The organism is Pseudarthrobacter oxydans, assembly GCF_013314975.1.
Classification (GTDB): Bacteria; Actinomycetota; Actinomycetes; order Actinomycetales; family Micrococcaceae; genus Arthrobacter; species Arthrobacter oxydans.
This window is the reverse complement of sequence record NZ_JABTYH010000001.1, coordinates 43,748-66,546: the sequence shown is the minus strand read 5'-3', so window position 1 is coordinate 66,546 and position 22,799 is coordinate 43,748. Positions and strand designations below refer to the sequence as shown.

At 66.1% G+C, this 22,799-nt stretch carries 20 protein-coding genes; 5 read left to right on the top strand and 15 right to left on the bottom strand.

The genetic code is table 11. The features are described 5' to 3' along the window. Window positions 1–191 precede the first annotated feature (191 nt). The 4 genes from era to HTS88_RS00280 are packed head-to-tail and all read right to left on the bottom strand — an operon-like array spanning window position 192 to window position 4,021. A complete protein-coding gene (gene era, locus HTS88_RS00295; RefSeq protein ID WP_174174377.1) occupies window positions 192–1,151 on the bottom strand; it encodes a GTPase Era in 960 nt (319 codons plus the stop codon). Then, the gene (locus HTS88_RS00290) at window positions 1,135–2,466 is read right to left on the bottom strand and encodes a hemolysin family protein (RefSeq protein ID WP_174174375.1); all 1,332 of its coding nucleotides are present in this window, start codon (window positions 2,464–2,466) and stop codon (window positions 1,135–1,137) included. The genes era and HTS88_RS00290 overlap by 17 nt, the downstream gene beginning before the upstream one ends. Beyond that, complete coding sequence (gene ybeY / locus HTS88_RS00285; protein ID WP_174174373.1) at window positions 2,463–2,936, bottom strand: rRNA maturation RNase YbeY; 474 nt, start codon at window positions 2,934–2,936, stop codon at window positions 2,463–2,465. Before ybeY ends, HTS88_RS00290 begins: the two co-directional genes overlap by 4 nt. Beyond that, entirely contained in the window at window positions 2,933–4,021 is a 1,089-nt protein-coding gene (locus tag HTS88_RS00280; protein ID WP_066275962.1) for a PhoH family protein, read from the bottom strand. The genes ybeY and HTS88_RS00280 overlap by 4 nt, the downstream gene beginning before the upstream one ends. Before the next feature lie 368 nt (window positions 4,022–4,389). On the opposite strand from HTS88_RS00280, the gene HTS88_RS00275 reads away from it, so the two are divergent. Beyond that, entirely contained in the window at window positions 4,390–5,337 is a 948-nt protein-coding gene (locus HTS88_RS00275; protein WP_251420090.1) for a GerMN domain-containing protein, read from the top strand. A 28-nt stretch (window positions 5,338–5,365) separates the two neighbouring features. Here the strand turns inward: HTS88_RS00275 and HTS88_RS00270 are convergent, their stop codons facing one another. The 3 genes from HTS88_RS00270 to hrcA form a co-directional block, all read right to left on the bottom strand. Beyond that, window positions 5,366–6,145 (bottom strand): 16S rRNA (uracil(1498)-N(3))-methyltransferase, encoded by a 780-nt coding sequence (locus HTS88_RS00270; protein ID WP_174174369.1) that lies wholly within the window; start codon window positions 6,143–6,145, stop codon window positions 5,366–5,368. 2 nt (window positions 6,146–6,147) lie between these two features. Next, window positions 6,148–7,275, bottom strand: a complete 1,128-nt coding sequence (gene dnaJ, locus HTS88_RS00265) for a molecular chaperone DnaJ (protein WP_174174366.1) — start codon at window positions 7,273–7,275, stop codon at window positions 6,148–6,150. A gap of 81 nt (window positions 7,276–7,356) precedes the next feature. Next, entirely contained in the window at window positions 7,357–8,370 is a 1,014-nt protein-coding gene (gene hrcA / locus HTS88_RS00260) for a heat-inducible transcriptional repressor HrcA (RefSeq protein ID WP_174174364.1), read from the bottom strand. Between the two features lie 175 nt (window positions 8,371–8,545). On the opposite strand from hrcA, the gene HTS88_RS00255 reads away from it, so the two are divergent. Continuing rightward, window positions 8,546–9,394: a DUF3097 domain-containing protein gene (locus tag HTS88_RS00255; RefSeq protein WP_174174362.1), complete on the top strand. Its 849-nt coding sequence runs from the start codon at window positions 8,546–8,548 to the stop codon at window positions 9,392–9,394. Window positions 9,395–9,547: 153 nt separating this feature from the next. Then, entirely contained in the window at window positions 9,548–9,967 is a 420-nt protein-coding gene (locus HTS88_RS00250; RefSeq protein WP_066275976.1) for a DUF4870 domain-containing protein, read from the top strand. A 41-nt stretch (window positions 9,968–10,008) separates the two neighbouring features. Here the strand turns inward: HTS88_RS00250 and hemW are convergent, their stop codons facing one another. Beyond that, window positions 10,009–11,238, bottom strand: a complete 1,230-nt coding sequence (hemW, locus tag HTS88_RS00245; protein WP_174174360.1) for a radical SAM family heme chaperone HemW — start codon at window positions 11,236–11,238, stop codon at window positions 10,009–10,011. 36 nt (window positions 11,239–11,274) lie between these two features. Next, a complete protein-coding gene (lepA, locus tag HTS88_RS00240; RefSeq protein ID WP_174174358.1) occupies window positions 11,275–13,128 on the bottom strand; it encodes a translation elongation factor 4 in 1,854 nt (617 codons plus the stop codon). Between the two features lie 179 nt (window positions 13,129–13,307). Here lepA and HTS88_RS00235 point away from each other — a divergent pair, with 179 nt between their 5' ends. Together HTS88_RS00235 and rpsT are read left to right on the top strand one after the other, a co-directional pair. Beyond that, entirely contained in the window at window positions 13,308–13,868 is a 561-nt protein-coding gene (locus HTS88_RS00235; protein WP_174174356.1) for a type II toxin-antitoxin system PemK/MazF family toxin, read from the top strand. 169 nt (window positions 13,869–14,037) lie between these two features. Next, window positions 14,038–14,298 carry a 30S ribosomal protein S20 gene (gene rpsT / locus HTS88_RS00230; protein WP_011692086.1) on the top strand — a complete coding sequence of 87 codons (261 nt, stop codon included), beginning with the start codon at window positions 14,038–14,040 and terminating at the stop codon, window positions 14,296–14,298. Window positions 14,299–14,486: 188 nt separating this feature from the next. Here the strand turns inward: rpsT and holA are convergent, their stop codons facing one another. The 6 genes from holA to leuS all read right to left on the bottom strand — a co-directional run bounded on the left by holA (window position 14,487) and on the right by leuS (window position 22,780). Continuing rightward, window positions 14,487–15,503: a DNA polymerase III subunit delta gene (holA, locus tag HTS88_RS00225; RefSeq protein WP_174174354.1), complete on the bottom strand. Its 1,017-nt coding sequence runs from the start codon at window positions 15,501–15,503 to the stop codon at window positions 14,487–14,489. Further along, window positions 15,437–17,554, bottom strand: coding sequence for a ComEC/Rec2 family competence protein (locus HTS88_RS00220; protein WP_174174351.1), 2,118 nt, complete (start codon window positions 17,552–17,554; stop codon window positions 15,437–15,439). The genes holA and HTS88_RS00220 overlap by 67 nt, the downstream gene beginning before the upstream one ends. Before the next feature lie 26 nt (window positions 17,555–17,580). Next, entirely contained in the window at window positions 17,581–18,507 is a 927-nt protein-coding gene (locus HTS88_RS00215; protein ID WP_174174349.1) for a helix-hairpin-helix domain-containing protein, read from the bottom strand. 126 nt (window positions 18,508–18,633) lie between these two features. Further along, on the bottom strand, window positions 18,634–19,014 hold the full coding sequence (locus HTS88_RS00210; protein ID WP_174174346.1) for a hypothetical protein: 381 nt from the start codon (window positions 19,012–19,014) through the stop codon (window positions 18,634–18,636). Window positions 19,015–19,209: 195 nt separating this feature from the next. After that, window positions 19,210–20,193 (bottom strand): DegV family protein, encoded by a 984-nt coding sequence (locus tag HTS88_RS00205; protein ID WP_174174344.1) that lies wholly within the window; start codon window positions 20,191–20,193, stop codon window positions 19,210–19,212. A 55-nt stretch (window positions 20,194–20,248) separates the two neighbouring features. Next, window positions 20,249–22,780 (bottom strand): leucine--tRNA ligase, encoded by a 2,532-nt coding sequence (leuS, locus tag HTS88_RS00200; protein WP_174174342.1) that lies wholly within the window; start codon window positions 22,778–22,780, stop codon window positions 20,249–20,251. Window positions 22,781–22,799 lie beyond the last annotated feature (19 nt).

The window sequence follows — 22,799 nt, the reverse complement described above, 5'->3', positions numbered from 1 at the left end:
GCGGCGCCAAGGGTGCCGCCTTCCGCGTGCCGGGACACGGGTCCCCCGGATGACACTTCAGCTCCGTCGTCGCGCTTCTCGCGGCCTAGCCCCACGTGGTGAACCTTCCTCTAAATTCGAAATCCGGCCCATTTTAGTGGTCCAGGCTGGGAAATTGCCGGGCGGTCCAGCGGCCGCGCCTTGTAAAGGGCTCAGAAGCCCAGCTTCACCAGCTGTTTCGGGTCCCGCTGCCAGTCCTTCGCCACCTTCACGTGGAGGTCCAGGTAGATGCGTGTACCCAGGAGCGCCTCGATGCCCTTGCGCGCATTGGTGCCCACCTCACGCAGACGGCTGCCGCCCTTGCCGATGATGATTGCTTTTTGGGAAGGACGCTCCACATAAAGGTTCACCCGCACGTCAAGCAGCGGGCTGTCGTCCGGCCGGTCCTCCCGGGGAACGATTTCTTCCACCACCACGGCGAGGGAGTGCGGCAGCTCATCCCGAACGCCTTCGAGGGCCGCTTCCCGGATAAGTTCCGCCACCATCACGGCTTCCGGCTCGTCGGTGAGTTCACCGTCCGGGTACAGCGGAGGAGACGGCGGCATGTGGCTGATGAGGACGTCAGCGACGGTGTCCACCTGGAAGCCGTCAGTGGCGGAGACGGGAACGATGTCCTTCCACCCTTCCTCCCCCAGCACTTCCCGGCCGAGGGCGGCCACGGCCAGGAGCTGTTCCGTCAGGGCCTGGCGGTCCACAGTGTCGGCCTTGGTGACGATGGCGATCACGGGCTTGCGGCCCACGGCGGCCAGCTGCGCGGCGATGAACTTGTCGCCGGGGCCGATCTTTTCGTTGGCGGGGAGGCAGAACCCGATCGCATCCACCTCCGCCAGTGTGTCGGCAACGAGGTCGTTCAGGCGCTTGCCCAGGAGTGTGCGGGGGCGGTGCAGCCCCGGTGTGTCAACCAGGATCAGCTGCGCGTCCTGCCGGTGGACGATGCCGCGGATGGTGTGCCGGGTGGTCTGGGGCTTAGCGGACGTGATGGCCACCTTCTTGCCCACCAGCGCGTTAGTCAGGGTGGACTTGCCCGCGTTGGGCCGGCCTACCAGGACCGAGAACCCTGCGCGGAAACCACCGAAATCGTCGTGGCTTTCGCCCTTATTTTTCTTGCTCACGTGAAACTCCCTGCTGGGTTGCTTCCGCCTCTTGGAAGAGGTCCTCAAGGTCAGTGTCTTCTTTTGCCACCCGCGCCGCAATGATATGGCTGACGCGGTTGCGGCGGCCTTCCAGCCGGTCGGCCCGCAGGGACACGCCCTGCACTTCCACCGTGCTTCCCACGATGGGTACGCGGCCCAGCGCTTTTGCGAGCAGGCCGCCAACGGTGTCCACTTCATCATCATCGAGTTCGATGTCGAACAGCTCGCCCAGGTCATCGATGCCCATGCGGGCGCTGACCCGGTAGGATCCGTCGTCGAGCTCCACGGCCTCGGCACTTTCGGTGTCGTACTCGTCCACGATTTCACCCACGATTTCCTCGATGAGGTCCTCCAGGGTGACAAGTCCGGCAGTTCCGCCGTACTCGTCGATCACGATGGCAACATGCGTGGACTCCTTCTGGAGCTCCCGGAGCAGGTCGCTGACGGGCTTCGATTCCGGCACATACCGTACTTCCCGGGCGAGCGACTCCACCAGCGGCGGTTCCTCGTGCGGTGCCAGTTCGTGAATGACGGCCGCAACGTCCTTCAGGTAGATGATGCCGAGAATCTGGTCCGTGCTGTCGCCGATGACCGGGATCCTGGAGTAGCCGGAGCGGAGGAAGAGGGACATCGCCTGCCGCAGGCTGGACCCCGCTTCGATGGTGAGGATGTCCGTGCGCGGCACCATCACGGCGCGGACAAGCGTGTCACCGAAATCGAAAACGGACTGGATCATTTCCGCCTCGGTGTCCTCGATCATGTCGGACTCGCTGGCACGTTCAACAAGTTCACGGAATTCCTGCTCGCTGAAGAACGCCTCGTCCCCGCCGGGGGCTCCGGGGGCAGCGGTACTGCCAAGCGTCACCAGCCAGCCTGGAATTGGCCCCAGGACCCAGGTCAGGAAGCGGATCATCGGAGCGGTGGAGCGCACCACGGCAGCGGAATGCAGCCTGCCAAGCTGGCGCGGGGAGACACCGACGATCACAAAGCCCAGCAAGGCCATGATGCCGGTGGCGGCAAGGCCGGCAAGCCACACGTTGTCCAGCAGGCTGTAGAGCAGCACGGCGACGGCAACGGCAGAGGCCATCTCGAACCAGATACGCCAGAACCGCAGCGCCCGGATGTGCGCCACCGGATGGGAGAGGATCTGCCGCAGGGCGGTCCCGCGGCTCTTCAGCAGGGCGTCTTCCGCGTCATGCCGCGGAATGAAGTTGAAGGCCGCTTCGGCCGCAGTCAAGACGGCCGCAACAGCCAGGAAAGCCAAGGCCATTGCGACGAGGAGCAGAGGCGTCACTGGGTGGTCTCGGCGGGCGCTTCTTTGCCGGTGAAGCCGGACAGGAGCTCACGCTGGAGCCCGAACATCTCGGCCTTCTCCTCGGGTTCTGCATGGTCGTATCCCAGCAGGTGGAGGATCCCGTGCGTGGTGAGCAGGAGCATCTCGTCCTGCAGTGAGTGGCCGGCGTTCTTGGCCTGCACCCGGGCAACCTGCGGGCAGATGGCAATATCGCCAAGCATGCCCTGGGGGGTGGGACGGTCCGGCGTCCCGGGAGTCAACTCGTCCATGGGTACGGACAGGACATCGGTGGAGCCGGGCTCATCCATCAGTTCGATGTGAAGCTTCTCCATCGCGGGCTCGTCCACCAGCAGGACGGACAGTTCAGCCTGCGGATGGATATACAGCTGTTCAAAGATGTACCGGGACAATGCCACGATTTCCGCTTCGTCCACCTGGACGCCGGATTCATTGTTGACCTCGATGCTCACGCGTGTTCCCCCCGTTTAGCGGCGCCGGCCGAATGTTTTACCCGGCTGCGCTGGGTTTCATCCCAGATGCTGTAGGCGTTGACGATGTCACCCACCAGCCTGTGCCTGACGACGTCTGCGGCGTCAAGGACCGAGAAGCTGACGCCCTCGATGCCCTGGAGGATCTCCTCCACGATGCGGAGTCCGGAGCGGGTGCCGAAGGGCAGGTCAACCTGGGTGACGTCCCCGGTGACCACCATCTTGGATCCGAAGCCAAGCCGGGTAAGGAACATCTTCATCTGCTCCGGCGTGGTGTTCTGGGCCTCGTCAAGGATGATGAAGGCGTCATTGAGCGTCCGGCCGCGCATGTAGGCGAGGGGCGCCACTTCAATGGTGCCTGCTGCCATCAGCCGGGGAATGGACTCGGGGTCCATCATGTCGTGCAGTGCATCGTAGAGCGGGCGCAGGTACGGATCGATCTTGTCGCTCAGGGTCCCGGGGAGGAAACCCAACCGCTCTCCCGCCTCAACGGCGGGGCGGGTCAGGATGATGCGGCTGACCTCTTTTTGCTGCAGTGCCTGGACGGCCTTTGCCATCGCGAGGTAGGTCTTGCCTGTACCTGCCGGACCTATGCCGAAAATCACCGTATTGGTGTCGATGGAGTCAACGTAGGTCTTCTGGTTCAGCGTCTTCGGGCGGATGGTTTTTCCGCGGCTGGACAGGATGTCGTGGGTCAGTACGTCAACGGGGTTTTGCAGGGACTGGGTACGGAGCAGTGCAACAAGCTGCTGCAGCACCGCCGGGCTGATCACCGTGCCGCGGGCCACGAGCCCCCGGACCTCGTGGAGGAGGCGCATGATGCGGGGAACGTCGCTGGCAGGCCCTGTAATCGAGAGCTCATTGCCCCGGACATGGAAGTTGACGGCCGGAAACTGTTCCTCGATATACCGCAGTGCCTCGTCATGGCTGCCCAGGGACTGGACCATCTGGTCGGAGTTGTCGAAAAGGACTACCTCGGTCCGGCTGCCGGGGAGGGAATGGGGAAATTCCCCCGCAGCGCCTTCTCCCGTGTTGAGCCGGCGCTTGCCATTCGCTGATTCAGTCATAGTGGTGGCCCGCAGGCCCGTGATCCCCTCAAAGTACCGGACAATTCCCGCTGCTGGCGGCCGGCGACAGGGCCCTTCGACGATGGACCGGTTGCGCCTCGACCAGCGACCCTTCCATCTTACGCCAGGACCCCATCAACCTCTGAAAAGGGGAACGGCAAGACCCTTCGGGAAGCCTGGACGGCGCCGCCCGTTCCGCCATTAGGTATCAACTTCATATCGGCCTCATATCGTTCCCGTTGCAGTTCCTCCCCGAGGCCCGTATCCGGCCTTTCAGCTTCGGGCCCTGTGCCATGCTGGAAATCCAGCCGCTGCTGGATTGCCGCTTGGGGAGCGGCCAGCCATTCATGGAAGGACAGGCAACAAACGTGCCGGAATCTGCTGCGCCCCGCAGGGCAGGACGACGTGGCGGCATTGTGCGCCCTGCCGTCCTGGCAGTGGTTCTCTTGGCGGCTCCGCTCCTGACGGGCTGCCTGGCCGAGCCGGACCCCTCCCCCACTACCCTTCTGGGCTCTGGCCCTGCCGCCACCGGCACCGCGCCTTCCACGAGCGCGCCGCTCGAAACCACGCAGTCGTCCAACAAGGCCCCGGTCTACTGGATTGGCCGGAGCAACAGCAGCATCTTCCTTTACCGGGAATTCAGGGAAGTGCCTGAGCAGGAGAATCCGGTAACGAGGGCCCTGCGGGCCATGATGTCGGACAAGCCCCTTGACCCGGATTTCTTCACCCCCTGGCAGAATCCCGGCAAGCTGGCCACGTCCATCTCCGGCAAGGACGTCATCACGGTGGATGTGTCTGAGGACGCCTTCAACAGCAACCTCGACGCCGATATGGCCGGCCGCGCTGTCCAGCAACTTGTGTATACGGCCAGCGCTGCTGCGGCCAGTTCAGGGCTTATCGATTCCGGGCAGCAGATCCGCGTGCGGATCCTGGTGGACGGGCACACGGACTACGTTGCTTTCGGCCATATCCAGCTGGGTGACCTTATGACGAGGGCCGCCGGCATGGTGGCCCCAGTCTGGATCATTGATCCGCAGGAGAACTCAGAAGTGGCGGCCGGGAGCGTCAAGATCACCGGCCGCAGCACCCTGTCCGGAGGCAAGCTCCGCTGGCAGATCCTCCGGACGGAAGATGACGGAAGCAAGGTCCCGTTCCTGACTGGGGAGACGACGGCGGCCGCCGAGCCAGGGCAGGCAGGACTGTTTACGCTGGCCCTCACACTTCCGGCCGGGGACTACGAATTGAAGGTGGCACAGGCCGGTACCGGGGATCAGCCGGACCAGAATGAGGATTCGCGGGCTTTCAAGGTCCGGTAGCCTACCCGGCCGGGGCACGCCGGGCTGGTCAGGGTGAGGGAGCGGTCCACCGGCCAAGGATGTCGCTGGCAAGCACGACGGCGGCCGGTCCGGCCGTTGACGAGCGTAGGACATGGTGCCCCAGCAGGGCGGTGACGGCGCCTTTCCCGCAGAGCCTGGTCACTTCCCTGGGGCTGATGCCGCCTTCCGGCCCGACGATCAGCAGCACTTCACGGGGTTCCGTTCCGTCCGCGACCAAAGAGGCTTCCAGAACCGCGCGCAGGGGGCGCACGGCGTCCTCATGGAGGATGACTGCCAGCCCCGCGGCCTCCACGAGGCCGGCCAGCGCGGCGGTGTCGACGGCGGGACGCACCTCGGGGACCCACGCGCGGCGCGCCTGCTTTGCTGCCGCCGCCACCACCGACTGCCACTTCGCGTGGGCTTTGGCCGCCCGGTCGCCCTTCCACCGCACAATGGACCGTTCGGACTGCCAGGGTATAACGGCGTCGATCCCGAGTTCAGTGCCCGTTTCGATGGCGAGTTCATCCCTGTCGCCCTTGGCCAGGGCCTGCACCAGCACCAGCCTCGTGGACGGCCGCTCCTCAACAGCCACTGAGGCGCACTCCACCTCCAGTCGTGCGGGCGTGGCCGCAAGCACCCGTCCGCTCATCCGCGTTCCGGCTCCGTCAACGATGTCGACTGGCTCACCCGGGGTGAGCCGCTTGACCGTGACGGCGTGCCGCGCCTCGGTCCCCTCGAGGACGAAGACCTGCCCCGCCACCATGTGGTCCAGGGACCCGGGCGGGGTGAAAAAGACAGGGTTGCTCACCGCTACAGGTTACCGAGCCGGTCCCGGAGCTTGGCGAACATGCCGCCGCTGGCCGCAAGCTTGCCCTCTGTGATCTGTTCACCGCGCATCTTGGCCAGCTGCCGCAGGAGCTCTTCCTGTGCGGCATCAAGCTTGGCGGGCGTCTCAACCTGGAGATGCACTTTGAGGTCACCGCGGCCGTAACCGCGCAAGTGGGTGACGCCAAGTCCACGAAGAGTGATGATCTCACCGGACTGGGTCCCGGGCTTGACGTCGATTTCCTGTGGCCCGTCGAACGTTTCCAGGCTCACTTCGGTGCCCAGGGCGGCCGCCGTCATCGGAATGTGCAGGGTGGCGTGGAGATCGTCGTTGTCGCGTACGTAGGTGGCGTCGTTGTTCACGCGGATCTCAACGTAAAGGTCACCGGACGGTCCGCCGGCCGGGCCTGCCTCGCCCTGGCCGGAAAGCTGGATCCGCGTTCCGGTGGCAACGCCGGCGGGAACCTTGATGGTCAGCGAACGGCGGCTCCGGATGCGTCCCTGGCCGCTGCACTCGTTGCACGGGTCCTTGATGACGGTGCCGAAACCCTCGCAGGTTCCGCACGGGGCTGCCGTCATGACCTGTCCCAGGATGGAACGGACGGCGCGCTGGACCTGGCCGCTGCCGCCGCAAATGTCGCAGCGTTCAGGATGGCTGCCGGGCTGGCAACAGGAACCCTCACAGGTTGGGCACGTGACGGCGGTGTCCACATCGAGCTTCTTGTTCACACCGAAGACAGCGTCGCGGAGTTCGATCCGGACGCTGATGAGGGCGTCCTGCCCGCGCCGCACCCGGGAGGCCGGGCCGGTGGAACCGCCGGCACCAAAGAAGGTGTCGAAAATGTCCTGGAAAGCGAACCCCTGGCCGGCGTATCCGCCACCGCCGAAGCCGTTGTCCGTCCCGTTTTCGTTGCCAGTGGTGTCGTAGACCCGGCGTTTCTGGGGATCCGACAGGACTTCGTAGGCGTGGGTTACTGCCTTGAAGCGGTCCGACGCATCCTCACCCGGGTTGACGTCCGGGTGCAGGGTGCGTGCCAGCTTGCGGTAGGCCTTCTTGATCTCTTCTCCCGTGGCCTCCGGTGAGACTCCAAGGACGTCGTAGTGGCTGCTCAAAGTTCGTATCTCTTCCTTGTTGTACTGCCTGCAGTTGGACTGCTGGAAATGCTGTGGGTGTCCAGTGGTCCCGGCCGGGCCTCAGGGGCCCAGGATCCGGGAAAGGTAGCGGGCGACGGCCCTGACCGCGGCCATGGTGGTGGGATAGTCCATGCGTGTTGGTCCCAGAATGCCGATCTTTGCTGCGCTGTCCGGGCCGTAGCCGGTGGCCACCACCGATGCCTCGGCCAGTCCGTCGTAGGGATTCTCGCGGCCGATGCTGACAGCCACTCCGCGGTGGTCCTGCGCCATCTCGCTCAGCAGGCGGAGCATGACCACCTGCTCCTCCAGGGCTTCCAGCACCGGGCCGATGCTCAGTGGGAAGTCCACGTTGGACCGCGCCAAATTCGCTGTGCCGGCCATGACCATGCGTTCCTCGCGGCTGCTCTGCGCCAGGGCTTCCAGGCCGATAGCGAGGGCCTGCGCCGCCTGCCTTTGCCCCGGGGCAGCCGTGGCCACCACGGCAGGCAGGGACTGGGAGAGCTGGCTCAGCGGCGTTCCGGCAAGCGATCCGAGGAAGCGTGCCCGCAGGCCCGCCAAGGCGTCATCCCCCAGGTCCTGGCCGACGTCGATAACGCGCTGCTCCACCTTGCCGCTGTTGGCGATCAACACCACCAGCACCTTTCGCGGGGCGAGGAGGACAAATTCGATATGCCGGACCAGGGCCCTGCTCAAGTGAGGGTACTGGACCACGGCAACCTGGTTGGTCAGCTGGGACAGGAGCCGGACAGTGCGGTCCAGGACATCGTCCAGGTCGTCCGATCCTTCCAGCAGGGACTGGATGGCGCGGCGCTCCGCCGGGGAGAGCGGCTTGACGGCAGAGATCTGGTCCACGAAGAGCCGGTATCCCTTATCTGTCGGAATCCGCCCGGCGCTGGTGTGCGGGGCCGTGATCAGGCCCTCTTCCTCCAGTGCTGCCATGTCATTCCTGATGGTTGCGCTGGACACACCGAGATGATGGCGCTCCACCAGGGCTTTGGATCCCACGGGTTCGCGGGAATGGACGTAGTCCTCCACGATGGCACGGAGTACTTCAAGTTTGCGTGGCTCGCTCACACTCCACCTCCATCCAGGGTTGGGGCGGCAGCGCCGCCCGCGCTGTGCCGCCCATCGTTTAGCACTCGACATGCCCAAGTGCTAACAGTCTATTATGCCTCTGCCCGTTGCTAGCATTGGTACCGCTCCGGGCGAAATTCCGGACCTGTGATCGAGCGCTAGGCGGAGTGAATCAATGCATTACCAGAACTGGGGACCCCAGGACATGTCCGCTCCGTCCAGGGCTGCCCTGCCTGAAGTGCCTGTTGAGCGCGGAATGGTGCTGGAGGACGTCCAGTCCGGCTGGGTGGGCGCCGTGACCCGCGTGGAGAAGTCCGGCGGCATGCATGTGGTGGCACTCGAGGACAGGCGCGGCAAGTCCAGGTCTTTCCGCCTGGGGTTCGGCTTCCTCCTCGAAGGGCAGGCTATCAAGCTCCTCCCGCCGGCGCCCCGCCAGGCTCCCGCCGCTGCAGCCGGCCGGACAGCCTCGGGTTCGGTCCGGGTGGCCAGCCAGCGGGCGCAGGTCGCCAAGGCCAGCCGGATCTGGGTTGAGGGAAAGCACGACGCCGAACTGGTGGAAAAGGTCTGGGGAGACGACCTTCGGGTGGAAGGCATCGTCGTCGAACCCCTCCACGGCATCGACGACCTTGCCGGCGCGGTAGCCGAGTTCAGGCCCGGACCGGGCCGGCGCCTCGGAGTTTTGGTGGACCACCTGGTGCCGGACTCCAAGGAATCGCGCATCGCGGACGCCGTCATGGCCTCGCCGGGTGCTGCCGGGAACGTGCTGATCGTAGGCCACCCCTATGTGGACGTCTGGCAGGCGATCCGGCCGGCTGTCCTGGGCATCGAAAAATGGCCTGTGGTGCCGCGCGGGCAGGACTGGAAGACCGGTATCCTCGCCGCGTTCGGCTGGCCCCATGCCACCAAGGAGGACATCGGTCTCGGGTGGCAGAAGCTGCTGGGTGCGGTCCGCACCTACGCGGACCTGGAAGCCTCCCTGCTGGGGAGGGTAGAGGAAGTCATTGATTTCCTCACGGTTCCCTGACAGGTACCCCGTTGCCGCTGCGCCTGGAGCCCAAGGCAACTTCTGGGCGTCCAGCCAGTATTCTTGGTAGTGCGGAACCTGCGGTAGTTGCAGGCTGGCGCAACCTCTATGCACTCTTAGCCATCTCCATTGCACTTTCAGAAGGAACAGACTGTGGCAGAAAACGCACGCGATCACAGGGACACCCAGGGCGGCCAGGGCCGTTCGGAATACCATGGCGTTCCGGCGAATGCGCTGCCCCTGACAGCCAGCGAGGACCGGCAGTGGGCCACCATGGCCCATTTCGGCGGAATCCTGGGCTGCGTTCCGGCTCTGCTGATCTACCTGATTTTCCGGGACCGGGGCCCTTTCACGGCGCAGGAGTCCAAGGAAGCGCTCAACTTCAGCCTGCCGCCCACCATCGCTGCTGTGGTGGCGAACATCCTGGTGTTTGTTCCGGTGGTCGGCAACATTTTTGCCGTGATTGCCACCCTCATCTGGATCGCCTTGACCTGCTTCTCCGTGGCAGCCGGCATCCATGTCAACAAGGGCCAGCCGCACCGCTACCCGTACAACCTGCGCTGGATCAAGTAGTCCCCGCCGGCTCCCGGCACCGGTTCCCGGCCTACAAACTGCTAGTCCGGCAGGACCCGGCGCACCACCGCGTCCGCCAGCAGCCTGCCCTTCAGCGTGAGGACCAGCCATCCCGCGAAAGCGGCGGCAGCATCCACCAGTTCCTCCGCGATCAGTCCGGCGACCTCGCGCCGCCCTGTGGCGCCGAGCGAAGCGATCTCGAGGCCGGAGTGGAGGCGGACCTCAAGCATCACCCGCTCCATATTCCGGGTTTCCGAATCCAGGGTTTCCCTCCCCGCCGCCGGTGACATTCCTTGTGCAAGGCGTCCGGCGTAGGCAGTGGGGTGCTTGACGTTCCACCAGCGGACACCGCCCACGTGCGAGTGGGCTCCGGGCCCGATCCCCCACCAGTCGTCGCCGCGCCAGTAGGCGAGGTTGTGGCGGCAGGCCTGTCCGGGCGTGCGGGCCCAGTTGCTGACCTCGTACCAGGCAAGGCCTGCTTTGGTGATCAATTCATCGGCGAGCTCGTACTTGTCGGCGTGGTCGTCGTCGTCGATCCCCGGAACTTCACCACGGCGGATCTGTGCCGCGAGCTTGGTCCCGTCCTCGATAATCAGCGCGTAAGCGCTGATGTGGTCCGGCTGGTAGGACAGGGCGGTCTCGAGCGAGTACCGCCAATCGTCCAGCGACTCCCCCGGCGTGCCGTAGATGAGGTCCAGGCTGACGGCCAGCCCGGCGTCCCGGGCCCACTGCACTACCTGCGGCACGCGGCTGGGCGTGTGGGTCCGGTCAAGGACCTTGAGGACGTGCGGAACGGCTGACTGCATGCCGAACGAAATCCGGGTGAACCCGGCCTCCTTCAGGACGGCAAGGGATTCCGGGGTGACCGAGTCCGGGTTGGCCTCCGTAGTGACCTCGGCGCCATCCTCGATGCCCCACTGGTCGATGGCGCGCCCCAGGATCAGGGCCAGGTCCTCCGCGGGGAGCAGGGTTGGCGTGCCGCCTCCGAAGAACACTGTGCTGAGCGGCCGCGCGGGGAGGCCGGATTCTGCAAGGACGCTGGCTGCCAGGGACACTTCCGAGGCCGCGGTGGCGGCATAGGCATCCTGCGAGGCGCCGCCACCGAGCTCCGTGGCGGTATAGGTGTTGAAGTCGCAGTAGCCGCAGCGGACGGCGCAGAACGGGATGTGAACATAGAGCCCGAATGCCCGGTCCGCCGCACCGTCGGCTGCCTGGCGGGGCAGCAGACCGTCCGACGGCGCCGGGTCGCCCAGGGGAAGAACGCTAGGCACTGCAGGGTCCTCCTGCACTGCCGGCCGCTGTAACCACTACTTCCTGGCCTTGTCCTTGGACTCGTCTGTGGTGAGCGCAGCGATGAAGGCTTCCTGGGGGACTTCGACGCGGCCTACCATCTTCATGCGCTTCTTGCCTTCCTTCTGCTTTTCCAGCAGTTTGCGCTTACGGGAGATGTCACCGCCGTAGCACTTGGCCAGGACGTCCTTGCGGATGGCGCGGATGCTTTCGCGGGCGATGATCCTGGAGCCGATGGCCGCCTGGATGGGCACCTCGAACTGCTGGCGGGGAATGAGCTCGCGCAGCTTGGTGGTCATCATGACGCCGTACGCGTAGGCCTTGTCGCGGTGGGTGATGGCGGAGAAGGCATCAACCTGCTCGCCCTGGAGCATGATGTCCACCTTGACAAGGTCGGCCACCTGGTCGCCGTCGGCCTTCCAGTCCAGGGAACCGTAGCCGCGGGTCTTGGACTTCAGGATGTCGAAGAAGTCGAACACGATCTCGGCCAGTGGAAGGCGGTACCGGATTTCCACCCGGTCCTCGGACAGGTAGTCCATGCCGCCCATCACACCGCGGCGGCTCTGGCAGAGCTCCATGATGGCTCCGACGAATTCGTTCGGGGCCAGGATGGTGGCGGCCACCATTGGCTCGCGGACCTCGGAGATTTTGCCGGAGGGGTATTCGCTGGGGTTGGTCACGTGGACCACTTTCTTGTCCTCCAGCGTGACCTCGTATTCCACGTTGGGGGCGGTGGAGATCAGGTCCAGGTTGTACTCGCGCTCCAGCCGCTCGCGCGTGATTTCAAGGTGGAGCAGGCCCAGGAAGCCAACACGGAAGCCGAAGCCAAGGGCGGCGGACGTTTCGGGCTCGTAGACCAGGGCGGCGTCGTTGAGCATCAGCTTCTCCAGCGCATCGCGCAGCACCGGGTAGTCCGTGCCGTCCAGCGGGTACAGACCGGAGAAGACCATGGGCTTGGCATCCGCATAGCCGGGAAGCGAGTCCGCGGCAGGCTTGGCAAGGTTGGTCACGGTGTCGCCCACCTTGGACAGGCGGACATCCTTCACACCCGTGATGAGGTAGCCCACTTCCCCGACGCCCAGGCCCTTGGAGGGGGTTGGTTCCGGGGAGCTCACCCCGATCTCAAGGAGTTCGTGCGTGGCCCGGGTGGACATCATCTGGATGCGTTCGCGGGGGTGCAGCATGCCGTCCACCACCCTGACATAGGTGACCACGCCGCGGTAGGTGTCATACACCGAGTCGAAGATCATGGCGCGCGCAGGGGCATTGGCGTCGCCCTGGGGAGCCGGCAGGTCGCGGACGATCTTGTCCAGCAGCGCCTCCACGCCCATGCCGGTCTTGCCCGAAACGCGCAGGACGTCCTCCGGATCTCCGCCGATCAGGCTGGCCAGCTCCGCCGCGTACTTCTCCGGCTGCGCTGCCGGGAGGTCGATCTTGTTCAGGACGGGGATGATCGTGAGGTTGTTTTCCATGGCCAGGTACAGGTTGGCCAGGGTCTGGGCCTCGATGCCCTGGGCAGCGTCCACGAGGAGGATCGCCCCTTCACATGCCGCGAGGGAGCGGGAGACCTCATACGTGAAGTCAACGTGTCCGGGTGTATCGATCATGTTCAGCGCGTAGCTGGTGCCGTCGAGTTCCCACGGCATGCGGACCGCCTGGGACTTGATGGTGATGCCGCGCTCGCGCTCAATGTCCATCCGGTCCAGGTACTGGGCCTTCATGTCCCGGGACTGGACCACGCCGGTGAACTGCAGCATCCGGTCGGCCAGTGTGGACTTACCGTGGTCAATGTGCGCGATGATACAGAAATTCCGAATAATGGCCGGATCTGTCGCGGCGGGCACCGGTGCGGTGCGGGCCATGGGAGACACGCAGGGGTCCTTACTCTTGGCATTCACACGGCCATCCGCCTGGGCGCGCCGTGGGCGGCCCGCGGGCTGGCCGCACATTTTCAACCTCCAGTGTCCCACGTCAAGGCCTGCCGCACCGCATCCTAAAGGGAGTTCCCGCCAGCATTCCTCCGCGCGGGAGGCCGCTATAGGGTGGCTGGATGGTTTTCAATCTCCGATCACTGCAGGACGCGGTCAGGACGGGCCTGCGAACACTCCACAAGGTGCGAAGCGCTGCAGGGGCAGCCGGCCGCCGCACCCCGGGCCGGCCTGGACCGGCTTCCGGCGACGGGCAGGTCCAGGGCAGGTCAAACGCCGCTGCTGGCTACCCCGGGGACTTCCACGGGAAATTCACTGTCCGGTATGCGGCCAGGCCGGATGGTGAACCGGATCCCGGGGAAGTGGTGTGGGCGTGGGTGCCGTACGAGGAAGACCACAGCCGCGGGAAGGACCGTCCTGTGCTGCTGGTGGGCCGCAACGGCCGCTACCTGCTCGGACTGATGCTGACCAGCAGGGACCGTGTTCCCGATTCTGCGGCATCAGCGGATTACGTGGACATCGGAGTTGGCGGCTGGGACCGGCAGGGCCGGCCCAGCGAGGCCCGGCTGGACCGCGTCCTCCAGCTCCGCCCGGACGGCATCCGGCGGGAGGGTGCCGTGCTGGACCGTAACCGGTTCGATCGGGTGGCCTCCTCCCTGCGCCGGCGACACGGCTGGGCCTAAGCCCTGAAATGGCAAGAGCTGCCGCTGACCTGCTACTCTTTATAGCTGTGTGTCCGTGCAGGTCGACGGCCACTGATGGTTGGCCGCCATAGGTATCCCCACGCCGCTCAGTCAATGGCCAGCTTGAAAGCCCTCTAGACCATTTCCGCATTAAAAAGAGAGTTCACACGTGGCGAATATCAAGTCCCAGAAGAAGCGCATCCTCACCAACGAGAAGGCACGCCTGCGCAACAACGCAGTCAAGTCCGAGCTGAAGACGGCCATCCGCGCCGTCAACACCGCCGTTGAGTCCACGGACAAGGATGCAGCTGCTGCTGCCCTGGTAGCTGCCAGCCGCAAGCTGGACAAGGCTGTCAGCAAGGGTGTTCTGCACAAGAACAACGCAGCAAACCGCAAGTCGGCGATCTCCAAGAAGGTCAACGCACTGTAAGGTTTCCAGTTCGCTTGAACTGATGGTTGTGGCCGGTACCCTAGGGTGCCGGCCACACATCTTTAAGCGCAGCCCCCGCCCCTAAATCCTGGGCTGGTGCGCGGATCAGAGCCTTACAGGTGCGCGCAAGCCTGAGGACCTTCGCGGACAGGCGCCCGAGCAGGGGATCCCGCAGGCCTGCTGAAAGGTCAGCGGCCCTGGACGGACATGGCGATGACCGTGACCGCGTGCTCCACCGCGTAGACGGGGTCGCGGGAGAGGCCTTTGACCTGCGCGTCGGCTTCGGCGGTGGCCTGGATGGACCGGACAAGCCCCTCCGGCGTCCATCGCCTGACATCCCGTTGCGCCTGCTCAACCAGCCAGGGCTGCATGCCAAGCTCCGCGGCTATCTGGGCGGAGGATCCGGATGCGCCGGCAACCCTCGCAACCGTTCGAAGCTTTGCGGCCAGCGCTGCCACCAGCGGTACGGGATCCGCTCCCGTAGCGAGGGCATGGCGGAGCGTGGACAGGGCCAAGGGAGCATTGCCCGCCATGGCAGCATCAGCCACCTTGAAAGCTGTCGCCTCGATACGGCCGCCGTAGTAGCGGTCCACAACCTCCGAGGTGACGGTGGTTCCTGCATCCGCGATGAGCTGGCTGCACGCGGCGGCAAGTTCAGAAAGGTTGGCTCCCACCGCGTTGACCAGCGCCTGGACGGCGTCCTGCTCAATACGGCGGCCGCCGGCCTTGAATTCGGCCGCCACAAAGGCCACCTTGTCTGCGTCCTTCTTGAGGGGCTGGCAGTCCACCACGGGCCAGCCGCCCTTCTTTACGGCGTCCAGGAGCTTCTTCCCCCTGACTCCCCCGCCGTGCCGGAGAACCAGGACGGCATCGGGTTCCGTGTGTTCCACGTACCGGAGCGCATCGGCGAGGAAAGCGTCGTTCATGGCCTCGACGGCCTCCACCTCAATGAGCTTGCTCTCCCCGAAGAGCGAGGGGCTCACCTGCATCAGCAGGGTGCCCGGCTCATAGGCAGCCGCGTTGATGCGGCTGACCTCAACGTCCGGGGCTGCAGCCCGCACCTGCGCGCGGACGCGGTCCATGGCCCTGATGCCCAGGTACTCTTCCGGACCGCTGACCAGCACCACCGCTGCGGGTGTTACGTCCCGCCAGGTGGCAGCGTTTGATGCCGGGGAACGGGTTGCTCGCTTCTGCGCAGCGGCCATCGTGGGTTCCTTCCGGAAAGATTTGTGGAGTATCCCAGCCTGCCACGTCCCGCTCCCCGCTCCAAGCCGGGAGCGGGCCTCCGCGCCGGCTTCCGCTTCGATCGGGGCCCCTGCCGAAAGCCGTGGCGGTGGAGCGTCAGGACTGACCACGTCTCCATGACTTCGATAAGCGAAACGAGACGCCGGTGGCAGGACAGTACAAGCCGGCAGGCCTGGCGGGGCCGGGCACAAGCCCAGACGGTTCCATACGTCAGAACAGACAGGAACAGCATGGTCAGCAGCCCGTGAATGCCTTCCGGCCAGGGCAGCGATGCTCCCGGGAGCTGGGACGTGAACCTTGCCGTGGCGGCGACGCCGGCACTGAACGTTCCGGCCACCGCGATGAGGGCCGTTGCCGCCCACGGGGCAAGAACCATCAGTGGAACAGCTGCCGTCCCAAACAGCGTCACAGGGGCCACCAGGGGTGAGGCAATGACATTGGCCAGCAGCGAGTAGGTGGAAAACTGGGGTTGCAGGAGCACGATCACGGGACCGCACAGCAGCTGCGCCGACAACGGGACGGCCACCGCCGCAGCCGCCCAGCGTGGAACGAACCCCGGCGTCCAATCGATGATGCGCCGGCCAAGGACAATGATTCCCAGGGTTGCCAGAACGGACAGGAGGAATCCAAAACTGGATCCCAGTCCGGGGTCCGTCAGCAGCAGGCCGATCACCGCCAGGCACAGGAAACTGAGGCCGCGTCCGGACCGCCCACTTGCAAGCGATACGACAGCCACTGCGCCCATGAGGGCTGCCCGCAAAACGCTCGCGTCCGGCCCCACGAGGAGCACAAAGAGCCAGAGGCCGGCACCGGCCAGGGCAGCGGCGGCAAGGCGTGGCAGGCGCAGGCTCCGGCAGGCCAGCAGCAGGGCCCCAAGGACCAGGCTGCAGTTGGCGCCGCTGACGGCCGTCAGGTGCGTCATGCCCACCGCCTTCATGGCAGTCTCCAGGCCCTCGTCCAGCGCTGTGGTATCTCCGGTGACCATGCCCGGCAGCAGGCCGCGGGGATCGGGGGCGAGGAAGGAGGACGCGGCAACGAACTGTTCCCGCAGTTCCTTGGCCGATTTCTCAAGGATTGGCACCCCGGTAGCCGGGCCTGGGCCTGAGGAGGCTGTGAGGATCCCCGCTTCCCGGGTTCCCTGCTCTGGTGGCCGAAGCTTTCCCGTTGCGCGGACCAGCTGCCCGGTCACCGCAGTGCCCCAGTCCCCGCCGCCCGTCACCACGAGCTGAGCCCGGGTTCGGAGCAGGACACCGCCGGTGCTGATCTCGCGGGTCCAGACCGGTACTGACCAGCGTTCCGGCGTTCCCGCCTGGCCTGGTGCTGTGAGCGCACGGGGGTTCCCGGCCACTTCGACGACGGCCACTACTGATTTCCCCGCCGCAACAGCCTCCGCCAGGGGCCCCTCGAACCGCTGGCTTGCTCCCGCGGCCGAGTGGGCAGCCGCGGCCGCTGCCAGGAAGAGTGCTGCCGCGCTGGTGGACAGGAAACTGCGCCGGGCGGGCGGGCGTTCTCTCCCGAGTGCCGTGCAGCGGAGTTTGCCAGGTGGGAAGAGATGCCTGCTCCGGCTGATCAAGAGCGTTCCCGCAGCAGCAAAAGCACAACAGAGTACCGCCAGGGCCACCGGGTGCAGCCAGAGCCCGGCACTGGAGGCTGCCCACACTGCCACCGCCGGAACGGCGAGGCGAACGTCAGTGCGGCGGCGTGGCGCCCCGCTGCCGGGGGCCGCGCCGTTCCCTACAGCCTCCGTCCCCGCTCCCTGCCAGGCTGAATCCCACATCCCGCCCCATTGCTCCTGGAGCCGGCGCCGGAAGGTGGCCGGACGTTCGAGATCCAGCCGCCGTCCTGGCTCTTTCCCGCGGCCCTCAGCCGTCCTGTTCCCGCCGTGCGGTGCGCTGCCTTCGGTGGACGCGGTGCTGCCCGCGTGTCCCGGCACGGCTGCAGGTGCCCTGACTGCAGACTCCACATACCTCTGCCAGGGGCTCGTCGGCGGCTTCTCCCTGCGGCTACCCATCAGATACCACCCTCACCCGGGACACCTCATACCGTCACCAGCGGCAACAATGCCTCAAGCATCTTGGGACCGACGCCGTCCACTGCGTCCAGCTCCTCGACGCTCTTGAAAGCCCCATGCTCTCTGCGCCAGTCCACGATGCGTTGGGCAAGCACGGGCCCGACTTTCGGCAACGTATCCAGTTCCTCCATACTGGCCGTGTTGACGTTGATTTTCCCTCCCGCAGCGCTTCCGGTGTTGCCGGCATCGGCCACGCCGCCGCCGGGTTGCGGACCTCCGCCACCAGTACCTCCTGCAGGTAACGCCTCGCCCGCCCGCGGCACGTGGATCTTTTGGCCGTCCTCCACCATGACGGCCAGGTTCAGCCGGTCAAGGTCCGCGCCGGGGACTGCGCCTCCGGCGGCCGTGATCGCCTCGTGCACGCGGCTTCCCGCCGGCAGCCGAACCACTCCGGGGCTGGTCACCGCGCCGGCCACGTGGACCACCACCGCAGCGGCGGCTTCAGCCTTCGGGTCGTCGATGTCCGGCCCGCTGCCACCGGTCCCCCCGTCTCCCGTGGCAGCAGCCTCGGCTGAGGGGCCGGCCGCAGGGGTGCCCGGGCTGACACCGCTGAGGGGGAGGATTTCCGGCTGGCTCGCTGCCGCCTGCCACCAGAACCACGCTGCGGCAGCCACGCCAAGGACACCGAGAAGAACCGCGAGGCGGGTGCCCAACCGCCAACGGAATGCCGGTCCCAGCGTAGTGGACGCCGGATCTGGATCCTGTCCGTTTTCACCGGCCGTCACCACATGGGAGGTGTCCGGTTCGTGACCCCCGGAGCCCTTGTACTCGAAGAGCTGATTCCCAACGGTCTCCAGCAACAGGCCGGACGGCGCCTCGCCGAGGGCTGCCTGCAGCCGGGTCCTGGCATGGCGCGCCGCATGGCCTGCTGTTCCAGCGTCCCGGCGTGACATAACTTCACGCTAGGGAACGCCGGGTTGAGGCAACAGGGCAAACGCCTGTTATGTGGAAAGCATCCCCGCCTCAAGAGTGCCGCATGGGATCGCCACCCGCGCTGGACGGAAAGCCATGCAGTCTGCCTAATCCTGTGCAGCTCCGGTCAACGTCCCGGATCGGGCAAATGACCGGCGGATACCCACGATCCTGACAGCGACTCCTGTCAGGACCAGGCCAATTCCGAGCGCCATCAAGATCCACACCGGTACAGAAGCGGCATCGATGTTCCGGTAGCACTCCGCCGCCAGCCCGGTGGTCCGCATCTGGATGTCGGCCTCTTCAGCAGCACTGCTTTGCGGAAGCAGCGGGCTGCCGCACAGCGGCCCCACTGTCTTCATTCCGATAACAAAACCCAGGATGTAGAAAGCGAACCCGACGGCGATTGTCAGAATCCAGCCGCGCCGCTGGCTCAGCTCCTGGTTGATGTCCACGGTCGAATTTCCCGGCGAGTCCCGAACCTCCATGTTCAGAGCCTAATGGAAGTTCCCCACGGAGACGCCTTACCGTATTTCCACAGGCCATGTGAGAGGTGTGAGAGGCATCCGTCCTGGAGGAAACGCTGGACCAGGCAATGCAGCGCTTCACCGGAGCTCTTGCCGAGGCTGCGCCCCAGACCTCTTCAGCAAGGCGGGCGTAGCCAGCCGCCGGGCCGGTATCCGCTAAGTGGACAAACTTCCGGTTGCTGCCGGTTCCTCCCCCACAATGACAGCGAGCACCCCAAGCCCTGCGTGGGCAGCCAGTACAGCGGGAAGGGAGCTGGCCTGGGCCGGAGGGCACTGCGGCAAAGCGCGGGCCAACCGTTCGGCCAGGCCTTTGGCCTCGTCAGGGTTGCCAAAGTGGTGGACTGCGAGTCGGACGGCAGGGGCCGGACGGCCGCCGGCATCGGCGGCAACAATCTCTTCCAGGCGGGCAACAGCCTTTGCAGCCGACCGCACCTTCTCCAGCGGAACGATTTTCCCCCCGTCCACTGCCAGGATGGGCTTGATGGCCAGCATCGTTCCCAGCAGGGAGGCAGCGGGACCTATCCGTCCCCCGCGGCGCAGCTGCTCCAGGCTGGGAACGTAGAAATACACTTTGGTCCGCGCTGCCTGGTCGGCCGCGGCAGCGGCAACAGAGGCCGCGTCCCCGCCGTCGGCAGCTGCCCGGACACCCGCCTGGACCGCCATGCCCAGGGCCATCCCGACCGTCCGGGAATCCACCACCTCCACCGGGATACCGACACGGGCCGCTGCAAGCCTGGCCGCATCCGCCGTCCCCGACAGTTCACCGGAAATGTGGACAGACACCACCGCCTCGAAACCGCGTTGCTGGGCCGAGCGGTAGGCCTGCTCGAACTGGCCGGGTGACGGCCGCGAGGTCTTCACTGGCGTTCCGCTCGCCAGCGCCAGGGCAATGGTCTCGGAGATGTCGTCTTCGCCTTCACCGTAGATCTCATCCCCCACCATCACGGGCATCGGTATCACGGTCAGCCGGCCGTCACCGCTGAGTCCTGCAGTCCAGTCGGCCGGCAGCGCCGCCGCGGAGTCGGTCACCACGGCAGTGCGTACGACGGCGGCAGCCTGGGTTGCGGGTGCTTCCTGCCCGCGGCGGCGTGCCGGCAGGCGTGCACGGACCCAGGGCCAGGCGGCGTCACGGTCGGGCAAGGGGGCCTCCTGGGGTCACAGCGGGCCGCCGGAGGATACCGGCGGCCCGTCCGGCCTAGGCCGGGACGATGTTGACCAGTTTAGGGGCGCGGACAATGATGGTGCGGATGCCGCGGCCGTCAAGGGCGCGCTGGACATTCCCGGAGGCCAGCGCCAGCTCCCGGAGCTCGTCCTCGGTCACGGAGGGGGGAACTTCCAGCCTGTCACGCACCTTGCCCTGAACCTGGACGACGGCGGTGACGGTGTCCTGCACCAGCAGGGACTTATCGTGGGCCGGCCAGCCCGCATTGGCCACCGAGGCGGGGTGCCCCAGCACGTTCCACATGTCCTCAGCCGTGTAGGGGGCGAACAGGCTCAGGATCACGGCAACCGCCTCGGCCGCCTCACGGACCGCAGGGTCCGTTCCGGCGCCGGGAGCTGAGTTGATCGTCTTGCGGGTGGCGTTGACCAGTTCCATCAGCTTGGCCACCACCACGTTGAACTTGTTGGCGTCCAGGAGTTCGGCGGCGTCGGCAATGGTCCGGTGCGTGACGGATCGCAGGGCGCGGTCGCCCGTGGTCACGTCGACGCCGGGTTCGCTTGCCACGTCCTGGGCGAGGCGCCAGGCGCGGGCCAGGAACTTTGCAGAGCCCGACGGCGAGACGTCCGCCCAGTCGACGTCGTCCTCCGGCGGGGAAGCGAAGATCATGGTCAGGCGCACGGCGTCCACGCCGTACTTGTCCAGCTGCTCACCGAGGTCCACTCCATTGCCCAGCGACTTGCTCATCGCCTTGCCGCCGTTGAGGACCTGGCCCTGGTTGAGCAGTGCCGTGAAGGGCTCGTTGGCCTCGATCAGGCCGAGGTCGTTGATGACCTTGGTGAAGAACCGGGCGTACAGCAGGTGCAGGATGGCATGTTCCACGCCGCCCACGTACTGGCCCACCGGCATCCAGTCGTTGATCTTCTGCGGGTCGAAGGGGCCCTCGGTGTAGTGCGGCGAGACAAAGCGCAGGAAGTACCAGGACGAGTCCACAAAGGTGTCCATGGTGTCCGTGTCTCGCTTGGCCGGGCCGTGGCAGGTGGGGCACTCGACGTTGACCCAGGCCTCGGCCGCGGCCAGGGGCGAGGTGCCCTTCGGCGAGAGGTCCTCGCCGCGCAGGTCGGACGGCAGGGTGACGGGCAGCTGCTCGTCCGGGACGGGAACCTCGCCGCAGGACGGGCAGTGGATGATCGGGATGGGGGTACCCCAGAACCGCTGGCGGCTCAGCAGCCAGTCCCGCAGCCGGAAGTTGACGAACTTTTCGCCCGTGCCCTGCTGCTCCAGCATGGCGATCGCGGCCGGGATGGCTTCGGACTTGGGCAGGCCGTCGAGGTCGCCGGAGTTGATCAGGGTCCCCTCCCCTGCCGTGGCGGTGCCGGATGCGGCGGGGTCTTCCTCGCCGGTATCCAGGACTGCCCGCACGGGCAGGTCGAACTTCCGGGCGAAGTCCAGGTCGCGCTGGTCGTGGGCGGGGACGGCCATGATGGCACCGGTGCCATAATCAGCCAGGACGTAGTCCGCGGCCCACACCGGCAGCTTCTCGCCGTTCAGGGGGTTGACGGCGTACCGGCCGGTGAAGACGCCGGTCTTTTCGCGTTCGGTGGACTGGCGTTCGATTTCGGTGAGCGCCTTGACCTGTTCGCGGTATTCGTCCAGGGCTGCGGCGTGCTCGTCGGTGACGAGCTCGACGGCGAGCGGTGCGTCTGCGGCCACGACAAAGAACGTTGCGCCGTACAGGGTGTCCGGGCGGGTGGTGAAGACCGTGACCTCCTTGGCGGGCTTGCCGCCGTCGGCCTCGATCACGAAGTTGACGTGCGCGCCCTCGGACCGTCCGATCCAGTTCTTCTGCATGGCCAGCACGCGCTCCGGCCAATGCCCGCGCAGCTGTTCCATGTCATCGAGCAGCCGGTCCGCGTACTCGGTGATCTTGAAGTACCACTGGTTGAGGGACTTCTTGGTCACGGTGGTGCCGCACCGCTCGCAGGCCCCGTTGACAACCTGTTCGTTGGCCAGGACGGTCTGGTCCTTCGGGCACCAGTTGACCGGGGAGTTCTTCCGGTAGGCCAGGCCGCGCTCGTAGAACCGCTTGAACAGCCACTGCGTCCAGCGGTAGTACTCGGGGTCCGAGGTGTGCAGCCGCCGGGACCAGTCGGCAGAGATGGCGTAGCGCTTGAAGGACGCCGCCTGGGTGTCGATATTGGCGTAGGTCCACTCGCTGGGGTGGGCATTGCGCTTGATGGCGGCGTTTTCGGCGGGCAGGCCAAAGGAGTCCCAGCCGATCGGGTGGAGGACGTCGTAGCCCTTCTGGCGCAGGTAGCGGGCTACGACGTCGCCCATGGCGAACGCTTCCGCGTGGCCCATGTGCAGGTCACCGGACGGGTAGGGGAACATGTCCAGCACGTACCGGCGCTCGCGTGACCCGTCGTCGAGGGGCGTGAAGACCTTGAGGTCTTCCCACACCTGCGGCCATTTGGCCTCCATCGCCGCGAAGCTGTAGGTGCCCTCCTCGGGCACGTCCGCTGACACTGTTGCTGCTGTTCCGGTCTCTGTCTCCGGCTGAACGCCCACTGCTGCCCTCTTCTGTTCT